Annotated in this window: 16 protein-coding genes; 10 read left to right on the plus strand and 6 right to left on the minus strand. The window is 60.6% G+C overall.

Features of this window, described 5'->3' with window-relative positions:
* Positions 1-51 precede the first annotated feature (51 nt).
* The 5 genes from WHJ28_RS02830 to rsmI are packed head-to-tail and all read left to right on the plus strand — an operon-like array spanning position 52 to position 2,994.
* Complete coding sequence (locus WHJ28_RS02830; RefSeq protein ID WP_340039613.1) at positions 52-267, plus strand: helix-turn-helix domain-containing protein; 216 nt, start codon at positions 52-54, stop codon at positions 265-267.
* Position 268: 1 nt separating this feature from the next.
* Complete coding sequence (locus WHJ28_RS02835) at positions 269-895, plus strand: CatA-like O-acetyltransferase (RefSeq protein WP_340039614.1); 627 nt, start codon at positions 269-271, stop codon at positions 893-895.
* Complete coding sequence (locus WHJ28_RS02840) at positions 892-1,503, plus strand: NUDIX hydrolase (protein WP_340039615.1); 612 nt, start codon at positions 892-894, stop codon at positions 1,501-1,503. The genes WHJ28_RS02835 and WHJ28_RS02840 overlap by 4 nt, the downstream gene beginning before the upstream one ends.
* Entirely contained in the window at positions 1,500-2,144 is a 645-nt protein-coding gene (locus WHJ28_RS02845; protein WP_340039616.1) for a tRNA1(Val) (adenine(37)-N6)-methyltransferase, read from the plus strand. The genes WHJ28_RS02840 and WHJ28_RS02845 overlap by 4 nt, the downstream gene beginning before the upstream one ends.
* A gap of 4 nt (positions 2,145-2,148) precedes the next feature.
* Positions 2,149-2,994 (plus strand): 16S rRNA (cytidine(1402)-2'-O)-methyltransferase, encoded by an 846-nt coding sequence (gene rsmI, locus WHJ28_RS02850; RefSeq protein WP_340039617.1) that lies wholly within the window; start codon positions 2,149-2,151, stop codon positions 2,992-2,994.
* 232 nt (positions 2,995-3,226) lie between these two features.
* On the opposite strand, the gene WHJ28_RS02855 is transcribed toward rsmI, so the two are convergent.
* On the minus strand, positions 3,227-3,469 hold the full coding sequence (locus tag WHJ28_RS02855) for an AbrB/MazE/SpoVT family DNA-binding domain-containing protein (protein ID WP_087187593.1): 243 nt from the start codon (positions 3,467-3,469) through the stop codon (positions 3,227-3,229).
* A gap of 216 nt (positions 3,470-3,685) precedes the next feature.
* On the opposite strand from WHJ28_RS02855, the gene WHJ28_RS02860 reads away from it, so the two are divergent.
* Positions 3,686-4,264: a spore maturation protein A gene (locus WHJ28_RS02860; protein ID WP_340039618.1), complete on the plus strand. Its 579-nt coding sequence runs from the start codon at positions 3,686-3,688 to the stop codon at positions 4,262-4,264.
* Positions 4,265-4,266: 2 nt separating this feature from the next.
* Positions 4,267-4,785, plus strand: a complete 519-nt coding sequence (locus tag WHJ28_RS02865; protein ID WP_340039619.1) for a spore maturation protein — start codon at positions 4,267-4,269, stop codon at positions 4,783-4,785.
* A 49-nt stretch (positions 4,786-4,834) separates the two neighbouring features.
* Here the strand turns inward: WHJ28_RS02865 and WHJ28_RS02870 are convergent, their stop codons facing one another.
* From WHJ28_RS02870 to WHJ28_RS02880, 3 genes are read right to left on the minus strand one after another with little or no spacing between them, the layout of a single operon-like run.
* Positions 4,835-5,044 (minus strand): hypothetical protein, encoded by a 210-nt coding sequence (locus tag WHJ28_RS02870; protein WP_340039620.1) that lies wholly within the window; start codon positions 5,042-5,044, stop codon positions 4,835-4,837.
* Between the two features lie 39 nt (positions 5,045-5,083).
* Positions 5,084-6,274 carry a nucleoside recognition domain-containing protein gene (locus tag WHJ28_RS02875; protein WP_340039621.1) on the minus strand — a complete coding sequence of 397 codons (1,191 nt, stop codon included), beginning with the start codon at positions 6,272-6,274 and terminating at the stop codon, positions 5,084-5,086.
* Positions 6,275-6,333: 59 nt separating this feature from the next.
* The gene (locus tag WHJ28_RS02880; RefSeq protein ID WP_340039622.1) at positions 6,334-6,933 is read right to left on the minus strand and encodes a TetR/AcrR family transcriptional regulator; all 600 of its coding nucleotides are present in this window, start codon (positions 6,931-6,933) and stop codon (positions 6,334-6,336) included.
* A gap of 99 nt (positions 6,934-7,032) precedes the next feature.
* Here WHJ28_RS02880 and WHJ28_RS02885 point away from each other — a divergent pair, with 99 nt between their 5' ends.
* Positions 7,033-7,911: a DegV family protein gene (locus WHJ28_RS02885; RefSeq protein WP_340039623.1), complete on the plus strand. Its 879-nt coding sequence runs from the start codon at positions 7,033-7,035 to the stop codon at positions 7,909-7,911.
* Between the two features lie 102 nt (positions 7,912-8,013).
* On the opposite strand, the gene WHJ28_RS02890 is transcribed toward WHJ28_RS02885, so the two are convergent.
* The gene (locus WHJ28_RS02890; protein ID WP_340039624.1) at positions 8,014-9,138 is read right to left on the minus strand and encodes an AI-2E family transporter; all 1,125 of its coding nucleotides are present in this window, start codon (positions 9,136-9,138) and stop codon (positions 8,014-8,016) included.
* Positions 9,139-9,606: 468 nt separating this feature from the next.
* On the opposite strand from WHJ28_RS02890, the gene nifS reads away from it, so the two are divergent.
* Together nifS and nifU are read left to right on the plus strand one after the other, a co-directional pair.
* Positions 9,607-10,806, plus strand: coding sequence for a cysteine desulfurase NifS (gene nifS / locus WHJ28_RS02895; RefSeq protein ID WP_340039625.1), 1,200 nt, complete (start codon positions 9,607-9,609; stop codon positions 10,804-10,806).
* A gap of 19 nt (positions 10,807-10,825) precedes the next feature.
* Positions 10,826-11,266, plus strand: a complete 441-nt coding sequence (gene nifU / locus WHJ28_RS02900; protein WP_340039626.1) for a Fe-S cluster assembly scaffold protein NifU — start codon at positions 10,826-10,828, stop codon at positions 11,264-11,266.
* Positions 11,267-11,302: 36 nt separating this feature from the next.
* On the opposite strand, the gene WHJ28_RS02905 is transcribed toward nifU, so the two are convergent.
* Complete coding sequence (locus WHJ28_RS02905; RefSeq protein ID WP_340039628.1) at positions 11,303-13,423, minus strand: sensor histidine kinase; 2,121 nt, start codon at positions 13,421-13,423, stop codon at positions 11,303-11,305.
* Positions 13,424-13,426 lie beyond the last annotated feature (3 nt).

The following is a 13,426-nucleotide window of genomic DNA, read 5'->3' on the forward strand; positions in this document are numbered from 1 at the left end:
TGTGTTTATTATACACCACATAAAATGTCATGTCAAGGGAGCAGTGCCGCTATGGAAAAAATTATGGAGGCCTTTGGAACACGGCTCAAAGAGCTGCGGAAAGAAAAGCATAAGACTCAGGTGGAAATGGCAAAGCTGCTGGAGTGTACCGACCGGCATTATCAGAGGATGGAGTACGGGTATATCAATGTGCCTTCTCTGACGCTGATCCGGTTGGCTGACTACTTTGGCGTGACCACCGACTACCTGCTGGGACGAGAGGGCTGATATGACCAAAGAGATCGAACTGGAGACCTGGGCCCGAAAGGAACACTATGCCTTTTTCGCCCCCATGTCCCACCCCTTTTACAGCCTGACCTTCCCGGTGGATGTGACGGCGCTCCGGCGGCGGTGCAAACGGGAGGGGCTGTCCTTTTATGCCGCTATGGTCTTTGGGGTGACCAAGGCCATGGAGGGGGTGGAGGCCTTCCTCTACAAAGACCGCAACGGCAGGATCGTGCGTCATGACCGGCTGGTGCCCAGCTTCACCGACCTGAAGGAGGGGAGTGACCTCTTCCACATTGTCACCCTGGAGGCGGGGGAGGATCTGACCGACTTCTGCCGCCGGGCCAAGGCGGCCTCGGCGGCCCAGACGGAATTGATCACCGCCGGGCCCTGGGAAGAGGATGAACTGATCTACTTTACCTGCCTGCCCTGGTTTCCCATTACCGCCCTGACCAACGAGCGGGATGTGGTGCCCTGGGACTCGGTGCCCCGGGTGAGCTGGGGCCGCTGGGAGGAGCGGGGGGACAGGACCGTGCTCAGCCTCAGCCTGGAGCTGAACCACCGCCTGCTGGACGGCGTCCATGTGGGACGCTTCCATCAGGCGCTCTGTGATTGGATGGAGACGCTATGACCTTATCGGATTTCCGGGCCCGCTGGGCGGGCCATGTGCCTGGGATACAGGATATCAAGCAGCAGTACGCCGTACTGGTCCCTCTGGTGGAGGGGCCGGAGGGGCCCAGCCTGCTCTTTGAAGTGCGGGCCAGTACATTGGCCCGTCAGCCCGGGGAGGTGTGTTTTCCCGGCGGCAGGGTGGAGCCGGGGGAGGAACCCCGGGACTGCGCCCTGCGGGAGACCTTTGAGGAGTTGGCGATCCCGCCCCATGAGGTGGAGGTCATTGCCCCTCTGGATCTGCTGGTGCAGCAGGGGAAGTTTGTGATGCACCCCTTTTTGGGTGTTGTGAGCCCGGTGGGAATGGCCGCCATGACCCCCAGCCCCGCCGAGGTGGAGAGCGCCTTTCTGGTGCCGGTGGCCTGGTTCCGGGACCACCCGCCCCAGGTCTACTCCTACGAGCTCAAGCCCCAGGTGGCGGCGGATTTTCCCTATGACAGCATCGGCTTTCCCCGGGGCTACCGCTGGCGCAGCGGAGAGACCACCGTGCCTGTCTACTCCTGGCCGGAGCGGCCCATCTGGGGTCTCACCGGCCGCATTGTCCGCCACCTGATGGAGGAAATGGCATGAGAGCGCCGGAGCAGCTGGGGCCTTACCGCTATGAGCAGTCGGATACCTGCTTCCCCCTGGGGCAGGACAGTCTGGCCCTGGCCGCTTTTGCTACCCTGCGGCGGGGAGATCGGGTGTGCGACCTGGGCTGCGGCGGGGGAGCCCTGCTTCTGCTGCTGGCTGGGCGGCAATCCACATTGGCCTTGTCCGGTGTGGAAATCTCCCCCGAGGACAGCGCCCTTGCCCGCAAAAATCTGGCGGAAAACGGCCTTGCGGGGGAAATCTATACCGGCGACGTCCGCCGAGTGTGCAAAACCCTGCCGGCGGGAGGTTTCTCGCTGGTGATCTCCAACCCGCCCTATTTCAAGGCAGGCAGTGGGGGAGACGGCGGAGCGGCCCGTATGGAGGAGACCACTCTGACGCAATGGTGCGCCGCCGCCGGACGGCTGGTGAAAAACGGCGGGCGGTTTGCCCTGGTCCACCGGCCGGAACGTCTGGCGGAACTCTTTGCCGCCCTACAGGGCTGCGGCCTGGAGCCCAAGCGGCTCCAGCTGATCCAGCATGACACCGATATGCCCCCCTCTGCCGTTCTGGTAGAGGCGGTGCGCCAGGGCAGACCGGGACTGGAGGTTCTGCCCACACGACTGATGAACCGGAGGTAATTCTATGACCGGCATTTTATATCTGGTACCCACCCCCATCGGCAATCTGGGGGACATTTCCCAGCGCATTGCGGACACTTTGGAGGCGGTGGACTTTATTGCTGCCGAGGATACCCGGGTGACTCTCAAGCTGCTCAACCACCTGGGGCTGAAAAAGCCTCTCATCTCCTACTACCGCCATAACACTGAGGCGGGGGGACAGGCGGTGCTGGGCCGCCTGCTGGCGGGGGAGAGCTGCGCCCTGGTTACCGACGCGGGCACCCCGGCGGTGTCTGATCCCGGCGAGGATCTGGTGCGTCTGTGTGCCCAGAGCGGGGTGGAGGTGGTGGCCATTCCCGGCCCCTGCGCCCTCATCACCGCCCTGTCGGTGTCCGGCCTGCCCACTGGTCGCTTTACCTTTGAGGGCTTTCTGGCTATGAACAAGAAAAACCGCCGCGCCCACCTGGAGGAACTCCGGCAGGAACGGCGGACCATGATCTTCTATGAGGCCCCCCACAAACTGACCGCCACCCTGGCCGACCTGGCGGAGGCCTTTGGGCCGGACCGGCGGATCTCCCTGTGCCGGGAGCTGACCAAGCTCCACGAGGAGGTGCGCCGCACCACTCTGGAGGAGGCTATGGCATGGTATGAGGAAAACCCGCCACGGGGCGAGTTTGTCCTGGTGGTGGAGGGGGCGGCGGAGAGTGCCAAAGAAACCCCCACCCTTGAGCAGGGGTTGGAGCGGGTGTCCCAGCTGCGGGCGGAGGGACTGTCCCTGAAGGATGCCGCCCGTCAGGCCGCCAAGGAGACCGGTTTGCCCAAGAACGAGCTGTACGGAAGAGCCATGAATGAAAAAACGGTGTTATGCTAATGAGGGGAATTGAATATTACAAAACGTATATTTTTGGCCTGTTCCCCAAATGTTGAAACGGCAAAAAAACAGTCGAATCACCGGGGAAAGAGGGAAAAAGATGGGAAAAAACAGCACAAAATTGCAGGATTCGTTTAACCTGTGTTAATTGCATAATTATTAGTAGTAATGGAAAAAGAAAGGGGCTCCCCGGCGAAAACGCCAGAGGAGTCCCTCTTTCTTTCAACTTGAATCACTTCAGCTGGAGCTCACGAATGCAGTTGGTACAGACGTTCTTGCCCTTGAAGTTGATGACATCCTTCGCATCGTCGCAGAAAATGCAGGCAGGCTGATACTTTTTCAGCACAATGGAAGCGCCGTCCACATAAATCTCCAGAGAGTCCTTCTCGGCGATATCCAGCGTGCGGCGAAGTTCGATGGGCAGGACGATGCGGCCCAGCTCATCTACCTTACGTACGATTCCGGTTGACTTCATAAATGCTACTTCCTTTCCCTATTAGCTTCCAATTATTCCCTTCATTAACTAGAAACTGACACAATTATAACACAACGTATTGTTCTGTCAAGCAATGTTACAAAAACTTCATATATTATCTGCCATTTTTCGCCCTGAGATTGGGTATCTTTTCCGAAGCTGGATCGTATAGATAGCCTGAGCTGGAAATTTGGACAGGGAAAGGGGCGGACGGCCATGGCAATGGCGGCAATTTGGACGGGCATGGTGGTGATCTCCATCTTGTGTGGGCTGGCCACAGGGAATGGTCCGGCGGTGGGTGCGGCGGCTCTGGAGGGAGCCGGGGCGGCGGTGGATCTCTGCCTGGCCATGGCGGGGGTGCTCTGTCTGTGGATGGGGGTCATGGAGATCATGAAGCGCTCCGGACTGTCCGCAGGACTGTCCCGGCTGCTGCGTCCTCTGCTGAGGCGGCTCTACCCGGAGTTTGCCCGGGACCGTGAGGTAATGGACTGTATTTCCGCCAATGTGTCGGCCAATCTGCTGGGGCTGGGCAATGCCGCCACCCCTTTGGGCATTCAGGCTGCCCAGAAGATGAGCCGCCGCAGGCCGGGGGTGGCCTGCGACGGGATGTGCATGCTGGTGGTGTGCAACACCGCCTCCATCCAGCTGATTCCCACTACTGTGGCGGGGGTACGGCTGGCCGCCGGGTGTGAGACCCCCTTTGATATCCTGCCGGCGGTGTGGCTGGCCTCCGCCATTTCGGTGTGCGTGGGCATCCTGGCGGCCAAGGTGCTGGCCCGGATGTGGAGGGACTGAGTATGGATACCTTTTTTACCATGCTGGTGCCCCTCATTATTGGAGTGGTGGCCCTGTGGGGCATGGCCCGGAAGGTGGACGTGTACAGTGCCCTGCTCTCGGGGGCCGGGGAGGGGCTGAGCGTGCTCATCCGTATCGTTCCGGCCCTGGTGGGGCTGTTGACGGCGGTCTATATGCTGCGGGCGTCGGGCGCTCTGGAGCTGGCCGCCGATGCTTTGGCTCCCTTGCTCACTGCCGTGGGCATTCCGCCGGAGACGGTGGGCCTGATGCTGGTGCGGCCGGTGAGCGGCTCCGCCGCGCTGGGGGTTGGAGCAGAACTCATCTCCACCTACGGGCCCGACTCGGAGATCGGCCGTACCGCCGCCGTTATGCTGGGCTCCACCGAGACCACCTTTTATACCATCGCCGTGTACTTCGGCGCGGCGGGTATTATCAAGACCCGCTATGCGGTTCCTGCCGCTCTGTGCGCCGACCTGGCAGGCTTTCTGGCCGCCGCCTGGGCGGTGCGGCTGATCTTTTGAGATATAAAGGAAACCGGGACCCGCTGCTTGAGCAGCGGGTCCCGGTCTGTTACAGGGAAAAATCTTCGTCCTTCAGTTTATCCAAATCCAGCGTTACCGGCGGAGTAGGGACCCGCTTCAGCGGATCATACCGAAAGGCCCGGCAGCTGCCGCCGGGAGAGACCACACCCTTCTTGACACAGAGGATCTGCTCCTCGTCCAGCTTGGTGCCCCGCTGACAGTAGCAGCAGCGGGGTTCGATGTCCTTTTGGAACAGCATGGAATCCCTCCTGTCCTTGTATAAATTCAGTAAGTATCATTATATCACGGGCTTGCGGCGTTTGCCAAGGCTTTTTCGTGAACCCAGGGCCGCCGCCAGCAGAAAGAACAGAAAGATCATCCAGGCGGCCAGGATAGAGGCGGTAAGGGCCCCGTGAAACTCCATACCGGCGATGCCGGCTACCTGATCGGCCAGGTAGTTGGAGACGGGAGCGCCCAGGGGGACGAAATGGACCAGTACACTGATAAACAGGGCGGACAGGCCGCCGTGGAGCAGCTTGCCTACCAGGTAGGTGCCCACCGACAGGCCGCTGCCTCCGATGAAGGAGAGCACCTGGCAGTGGACCGAGATACCTGCCCAGCCCAGCATAAAGGCGGCCATGGCCAACCGGCTGCTGAGGGCTCCTCCCTCCGACAGGGTGGACACCCCGGAGGAGATCTCCAGCGCGCCGGTAAGCAGCCGTTGGGCCCATTCCGGCGTCAGGCCGAAGGGAGCCAGCACGGTGCCCAGCGCCTGGGCCAGGCCGGGCAAAAAGCCGGAGCGGATGAGCAGCTGGATGACCACCGTAAAGAACACCACAAAGGCGCAGATATTTAAGGTAGAGAGAAAGGCGCTTTTCACCGAGCCGGTAAAGGCGGTGGAAAAGCGCTGGGCCTGAAACTGGGGCGCGGGACGGATGGATTTTCCTCTGCCGCTGTCCTCGCCGGCCTTGTAGAAACGAAAGAGCAGCCCTACACATACCGAGGCCAGGGCGTGGGCCAGGTAGAGCAGCACCCCCACCGTGCTGCTGGCAAAGATGCCCGCTCCCACAACCCCCAGGATAAAGGCGGGGCCGGAGTTGTTGCAGAAGGCCAGCAGCCGCTCTGCCTCGGTGCGGGTGCACATCCCCTTCTCATAGAGGCTGATGGCGGTCTTGGCTCCCACCGGATAGCCCCCCACAAAGCCCAGGGCGAAGGCGGAGGCACAGGCTCCGCTGACGTGGAACAGGGGGCGCATAAGCCCCTCCAGCAGCCGGCCCAGATAGCGGGCCAGGCCCAGCTCCACCACCAGGGAGGACAGCACAAAAAAGGGGAAAAGCGAGGGGATGATGACGTTGTAGCACAGCTGGAGGCCGGTCCGGGCCGCCTCCATGGAAGGCTTGGGATAGAGCATCAGCGCCAGGGTGGCGCATAAGAGAACCAGGCCCAGGATCAGGTCGCGGACTCTGGCTTTGGACAGCAGCCGGGACATGGCACACACCTCCTTCACAGATGGGTATGCGCCATAGGGCAAAAAGTTGCCTGTCCACCTCAGCCGGTGCGGAACACATGGCTGAAGAGGGTGTAATCCTGTTCCAGCCTGGACAGCAGGGGATAGGCGCCCCGGTGGAGGACCCAGTCAATGACCACGCCCCGGAAGTGACGCAGGAGAAAGTCGGCGGTCCATTCCGCCGACCAGCCGGGCAGCAGGCCTCCCTCCGCCTCCGCCTGGCCCAGACAATTTGCCATGGCCCGGAGGGTAAACCGGCTGGAGTCCATGGAGGAAGTGTCGTCGGGGGAATCCAGCCGCCGCTGATAGTAGCGGGCCACCAGTTCCCACCCCAGGTTTTCCAGAAACTCCGCATAGTTGGTCATCAGCCGCCACAGGCGCTGGGCGGGAGGGTCCTCCTCATGGCCCGCCAGACACTGTTCCAGATAGGTGTCCAGGGGGGCAAAGCCCCGGGAGAGCAGGTCCTCCTTGGCGCGGAAGTGGTGGTAGAACGCCCCGGTGGTGATCCCAGCCTGTTGGCAGATCTCCCGGATGGATACCTTGTCAAAGCTCTGTTTCCGGGACAGGTCCATGGCGGCCTGCAAAATGGCCTGCTCAGTTTGCCTGGCCTGCTCTTTTCTGCGGGTCCGATAGTCCTCCATTGGCTTCCACCTCTTGACAGCGGCGGCTCTTTGCCGCTATAATTTAGATAGTCACATAACGACGTTATGTCAGTTTCACGATACTGATTATAGGGTAGGATGATCAACTTGTCAAACGTACAGAAGATCGCGCTGCTTACCGACTCCACCGCCGATCTGTCCCCCGCCATGCGGGAGGACAAGCCCATCTATACAGTACCCCTGAAGATCGTCTGCGACGACGGAGAATACTCCGACGGGGTGGATATCTTTGCTCAGGATGTGTATGACCGCCTCCATCGGGGGGAGCTGCCCCGCACCTCTCTGCCCGACGGCGGCAGCATCAGCGACACCCTGGACCGGATCAAGGCTGACGGCTATGAAAAGGTGCTGGCCGTGATGCTCTCCTCCGGGCTGTCGGGCACCTATAATATGGTGCGCCTCCAGGCAGAGACACGAAAGGACCTGGAGATTGCCGCGTTTGACTCCAAAAGCGGCTCTCTGGGTATGGGCAGCATGGTGCTCCAGCTGTGGGAGGATATCCAGGCCGGAATGGACTGGGAAACGCTGATCGCTCGACGGGTGCCCAGGCTGATCCAAAATACCTTCCCCTTCTTCTCGGTGGATACCCTGGAATACCTGAGCAAGGGCGGGCGGATCGGGAAGGTGGCCGCCTTTGCCGGTACCCTGCTGAGCATCAAGCCGGTGATCTCCTTTGCCTCCGACGGTCAGCTTCAGAGTGTGGCCAAGGTGCGGGGCCGCCGGCAGGTTCAGGACAAGATCCTGGAGCTGATGGAACAGCATATCCGGCCCGGTGTCCGGTACAATCTGGGCATTGCCAACGGGGGCGCGCCGGCGGAGATGGCGGAGTTTGCTATCCGGATGAAGGAGCGCTTCCCTGATGCTGTGCAGATGTGGGAGGGTGAGATCGACGCCACCCTCAGCGTCTATATCGGCGACGGCGTATTGGGAGGCTGCATCCAGATACTGGAGGATTGACGGCGTATTGCGCATGAGAACAAGGGCGCAGAGGTTTTATACCTCTGCGCCCTTTTCAGCCAGAAAAAAGACCTGCCGGCAGCAGGTCTTTTTATATGTGATTCAGGCCTCGTTCGGAGGACCCAGACGCTTGCGGATGTCCCGGCGGAGCAGGGTGTAGATCACCGAGGCAATGGGTACGCTGATCAGCACACCCACCAGGCCCAGCAGGCTGCCGCCCACTGTGACGGCGGCCAGTACCCAAATACCGGGCAGCCCAAGGGAGGTGCCCACCACCCGGGGGTAGATCACGTTGCCCTCCACCTGCTGGAGAATAATGAGGAAGATCACAAAAATGAAAGCCTTCAACGGGGAGACCATCAGCAGCAGAATGGCGGATACGATGGCGCCGATATAAGCGCCCGCAACCGGGATGAGGGCGGCGGCTCCCACCGTGACGCCGATGAGGGGGGCGTAGTCCGGCTGGATAAAGAGCATCCCTATGGTACAAAGGCTGCCCAGAATGCAGGCCTCGATACACTGGCCAGTGACGAATTTGGTAAAGGTAGCGGCGGTCAGGGAAACTATCTCCGAGATGGGACCGGCCACTTTACCGGGCACATAGGCCTGCAGCAGCCGCCGGCACTGACCCAGCAGCCTGTCCCGGCCGGAGAGCATGTAGATGGAAAAGACCAGGGCCAACACGCCGGTGACCAGAATGGAGACCAGACCGGTGGTGAACTCCACCAGCTGGGGACCAAGGCTGGAGAGGAACTTCAGCGCGTTGTTGAGCAGCCCTTCCAGGGTGGTGTTCAGACTGGACAGATCCAGCTGCTGAATATCCAGGTGCAGATACTCCAACAACTTATTAATGGAGTTCTGGGCGTTGGCGATGTATCCACCCAGATTGAGCACAAAGGTCTGGATGCTCTCCACCAGCTTGGGCAGCACGAAGGAGAATACCGCCACAACCAGAAGAATGAGGGCCAGATAGGAGGTAAGCACCGCCAGCGGGCGGGCCGCTCCCTGGGCGGGCGTCTTATCCAGGCCCCGACTGTACAGCCGGAAGAAAAACTGGCAGGGGCGGTTGAGGATAAAGGCCAGACAAAAGCCGATGATCAGCGGCTTGAAGACGGCCAGCAGGGTGCCCAGCGTGCCGCCGATCACGTCCAGACGGGCCAGGACCATGACCAGCAAGACTGCATATGTAATAATAAGCAAAATGCTTCGGAACAGTTTTTTATCCATGTTTGACCTCGATTTCTTTACAGAAATGTCTGCTGAATAAACCGCAGGGCGGTTTATTTCCGCGGCAGGTGCCGCGGAATGGAAGTAAAACGGCTGAGAACAGTCGTTTTTACTTCCATTCAGCCATTGCTGCAATGCGTATTTTCCTGGGCGCGCGGTTGCGCACCCAGGAAAGGTGCAAGGTTTTGGCGCAATCGCCCAGAAACCTTGCACTTGAACAAAGCCAATGCGCCTTGAAAGCCTTGGCTTTCAAAGGCTGTGGCTTTGTTCGGTACGTATTACAGTAACTGGTGACTTCACTATAGCACCCCCGCCGCATACCGTCAACGGGAAAGCGGGATCTTTAAAAAATTTTAATTAGCAGCCGAATCAAGGACTGGCGGAAGATTTTACTTGACAAACAAAGTGAGATTTCGTATAATCTAGTAAACAGATAGGAATTAAGTGAATTCCAGAAAGGAGCCACCTATGTCTGAACGATTTGTCTATGCTGATCATGCGGCTACCACTGCCGTTACCGATACTGCTCTTTCCGCTATGCTGCCTCATTTTACCAGAGACTATGGCAATCCCTCCAGTCTGTACCGCTTTGCTCAGGAGGGCAAGACCCATTTGGAGCAGGCCCGGGCCCAGGTGGCCGCCTGCCTGAATGCCAAGCCGGAGGAACTCTATTTTACCTCCGGTGGTACCGAGGCCGACAACTGGGCCCTGCGTGGAGTGGCTGAACTGATGGCCCTCAAGGGCAAAACCACCGGCCACATCATCACCACCGCCATTGAACACCACGCCATTCTCCATACCGCCCAGTGGCTGGAGAAGCGGGGCTATGAGGTGACCTATCTGCCGGTGGACGGGGACGGTCTGGTGGACCCCGCCGCCGTGGAACAGGCCATCCGTCCGGATACCATCCTCATCTCTGTTATGGCCGCCAACAACGAGATTGGCACCATCCAGCCCATTGCGGAGATCGGCGCCATTGCCCGAGCCCACAAGGTGTTGTTCCACACCGACGCCGTTCAGGCGGTGGGTCACATCCCGGTGGACGTGGAGGCGTGGAATGTGGACCTGCTCTCCCTGTCCGGCCATAAGTTCGGCGGACCCAAGGGGATCGGGGCCCTGTATATGAAAAAGCCCCTCCGGCTGCCCGCACTCATCCAGGGCGGCGGACAGGAGAAGGGCCGCCGCTCCGGCACCGAGAATGTACCCGGCGCCGCCGGTATGGCCGCCGCTTTGAAGGAGGCGGTGGACCACCTGCCTCAGGAATCCGCCCGGCTGTCCGCCCTGCGGGACAAGCTGATCGCCGGCCTGTCCGCGCTGCCCTATTCCCGCCGCACCGGCCACCCGGTGAAGCGGCTGCCCGGCACCGCCTCCTTTGTCTTTGAAGGTGTGGAGGGTGAGGCCCTGCTGCTCCATCTGGACGCCAAGGGGATCTGTGCCTCCTCCGGTTCCGCCTGCTCCTCCGCTTCTTTGGACCCCTCCCATGTGCTGCTGTCCATCGGCCTGCCCCACGCCATTGCCCATGGGTCCCTGCGGCTCTCCCTGGGAGCTGAGAATACCGAGGAGGACGTGGACTATATCCTGAAAGAAGTGCCCGCCGTGGTGGCCTACCTGCGGGAGATGTCCCCGGTATGGGACAAGGAAGCCCAGAAACCCACCTGGGAGCTGTAATTGGAAAGGAGCAACTGCAATGCTGTATTCAGATAAAGTGATGGACCATTTTGAGCATCCCCGCAATGTGGGAGAGATCGAGGGCGCCGATGGAGTAGGCCAGGTGGGCAACCCCAAGTGCGGCGACATCATGAAGATGTACCTGAAGATCGACGGCGACGTCATCACCGACGTCAAGTTCAAGACCTTCGGCTGCGGTTCCGCCATCGCCACCTCCTCCATGGCCACCGAGATGATCAAGGGCAAGACCATCTCCGAGGCCATGACTCTCACCAACGCCGCCGTGGCTGAGGCCCTGGACGGGCTGCCTGCCCACAAGATGCACTGTTCCGTGCTGGCGGAGGAGGCCATCAAGGCTGCTCTTGCCGACTACTATAAGAAGAAAGGAGAGCCGGTGCCCGAGTCCCTGAAGCTGCCCTGTGACTGTGAGGAGGGGCACTGCTGCTCTTCCTGCGGATAACGGAAAAGTCCTGCCGTGAAAACGGCAGGACTTCTTTTATGCGGGCGGGGGAAGCTGTGGCTCCGTCTCAACCTTGGGCGGCGGAGCCAGCTGGAAGGTGACGGTGGCCTTAAACAGATCGCCGTCGATGCTCAGATCAAACTGGCCGTGCTGCAGCTCGGTGAGGCTGCGGGCGATGGACAGTCCCAGGCCGGAGCCGTCGGTGGTGCGGGAGGTATCCCCACGGACAAAGCGTTCCATCAGCTGCTCAGGGGGGATGTTGAGCTGCTGCCGGGAGATGTTTTTCACCGAGAATACGGCGGCATTGTCCCGACGGGTGATCTCCAGATAGACCCGGGTGCCCTCCAGGGCGTACTTGTTGCAGTTGGACAGGAGGTTGTCGATGACCCGCCACAGGTGGTGACCATCCGCCATGATCCACACCTCTTCCTCCGGATAGAGGGTGACCACGGCCAGATTGCTCTGGGCAAATCGCTCCTCGAATTCTCCCAGGGCCTGCCGGACCAGCTGTACCATGCCCAGCCGCTCCAGGTGGACGGGGAGGGTGCCGGTGGAGGCTTTGGAGGCCTCCACCAGATCCTCGGTCAGCTTTTTCAGCCGCTGGCTTTTCCGGGTGAGTACCTCGATGTAGGACTGGACCTGGGGATCGTCAATGGGCTGCTTCTTCAGCAGGTCCACATAGTTGATGATGGAGGTCAGGGGAGTTTTCAGATCGTGGGATACGTTTGTGATAAGCTCCGCCCGGAAACGCTCGCTGCGGATGCGCTCATCCACCGCCTGGCTGATGGTGTCGCCCAGATCGTTGAGCTGCTTGGCGTGCTGGGCCAGGTCGTGGTACAGGCCCCTGGTGTCGATCTTGAAGCTGGGATCACCGCCCAGGATATGGTCGGCGCCCTGGCGGACCCGGTGCCACTGGATGGCCCACCGGCACAGCAGCCACAATACCAGCCCCTGGTAGACCGGAATCAACACCACGGTAAGGCCGGTGAGAACGGTGCCCACCAGATAGAGCAGAAAGAGAATGATGATCCGCCCGGTGAGGGGCCAGCTGTGGGCCGCGTTGCGAAGAGCACGGCCCAGCACCTGGATCAGGCGCCAGACAAGCGTGTTGCTCCACAGGGTTTTGGTGCGGAGACGGGTCACAAAGGTAAGCAGGAAAGAGAGAAAACAAAGGCCTATTCCGCTGGAGATGAGGGCAAGTCCCACCACCACGTCGGTAGAGGGGCCGTTGGCGTTGAGGGCGACGGCCATGGGATCGCCTCCGGCCAGCAGCAGAATGATGGTCCAGATATCCAGCAGCACCAGCAGATCCATGGGGATGCGGTCGAAGCGGCTCAGGGTGACATCCTCCCTGCCCGGCCGGAGGCCCACCACCCGGCACAGAAAGACGCAGGTCAGCACGCAGGACACATCCAGCACCACAGTGAGCACCGCCAGAGCGGGCAGATACCGGGCGTACTCGCTGAAATCCTGAGAGCTGTCCCAGAATTCGTCGTGGACCGACAGGGGATAGGCCACGCCGTATTCCACAGCCAGTTCCATATAGAGCAGGCGGCTGTCCTGAGCCTGGTTATAGTCCCAGGAGTTTCCGTTGAAGGTGTAGCCGTACTGGGCGGCCGTGGCGGCGTCATTAGGGGTGAGCAGCTGCTCGGCGCCGTCGTCCAGCACCACATAGAGCAGATAGAACTGCTTTTCTCCGTTCCAGACGAAGTAGTCTTTCCGGCGCTCGCCGCCATCGTTGTAGGTCACGTCGATGGAATCCCGCAGGACGGTATGGACACTGCTCTCCACCGTTTTGCCGTCCTCCAGATTGGAGTAGACCAGTGCGCCGCTGTCGTTGCGCCGGATGGTAAAGCAGAAATTGGTGCGGCTGCTGTCCAGGGCGTAGTTCAGGTCGCCGAGGCGCTGCTGATCCAGGTAGGACAGTGGGGCCTCCCAGGCCTGATACTGGAGCAGCCGGGCCAGCTCCTCCACCTGTATCATGCGGTTGTTCATGTATTGGAAACAGGAGTTGCTGGAGTAGTAGCCCACGCCGGTCCACAGGGTATCCCACTGGGAGAGGATGAACAGGGTGGCCCAGAAGCCGCCGACGCCGGTGCCCAGGGCCAGCAGGAAGGCGATCACCTTTACCGCCAGCCGGGTTCCCAGTTTTTTCATGGT

Source organism: Flavonifractor porci (genome assembly GCF_037572415.1).
Lineage (GTDB): Bacteria > Bacillota > Clostridia > Oscillospirales > Oscillospiraceae > Flavonifractor > Flavonifractor porci.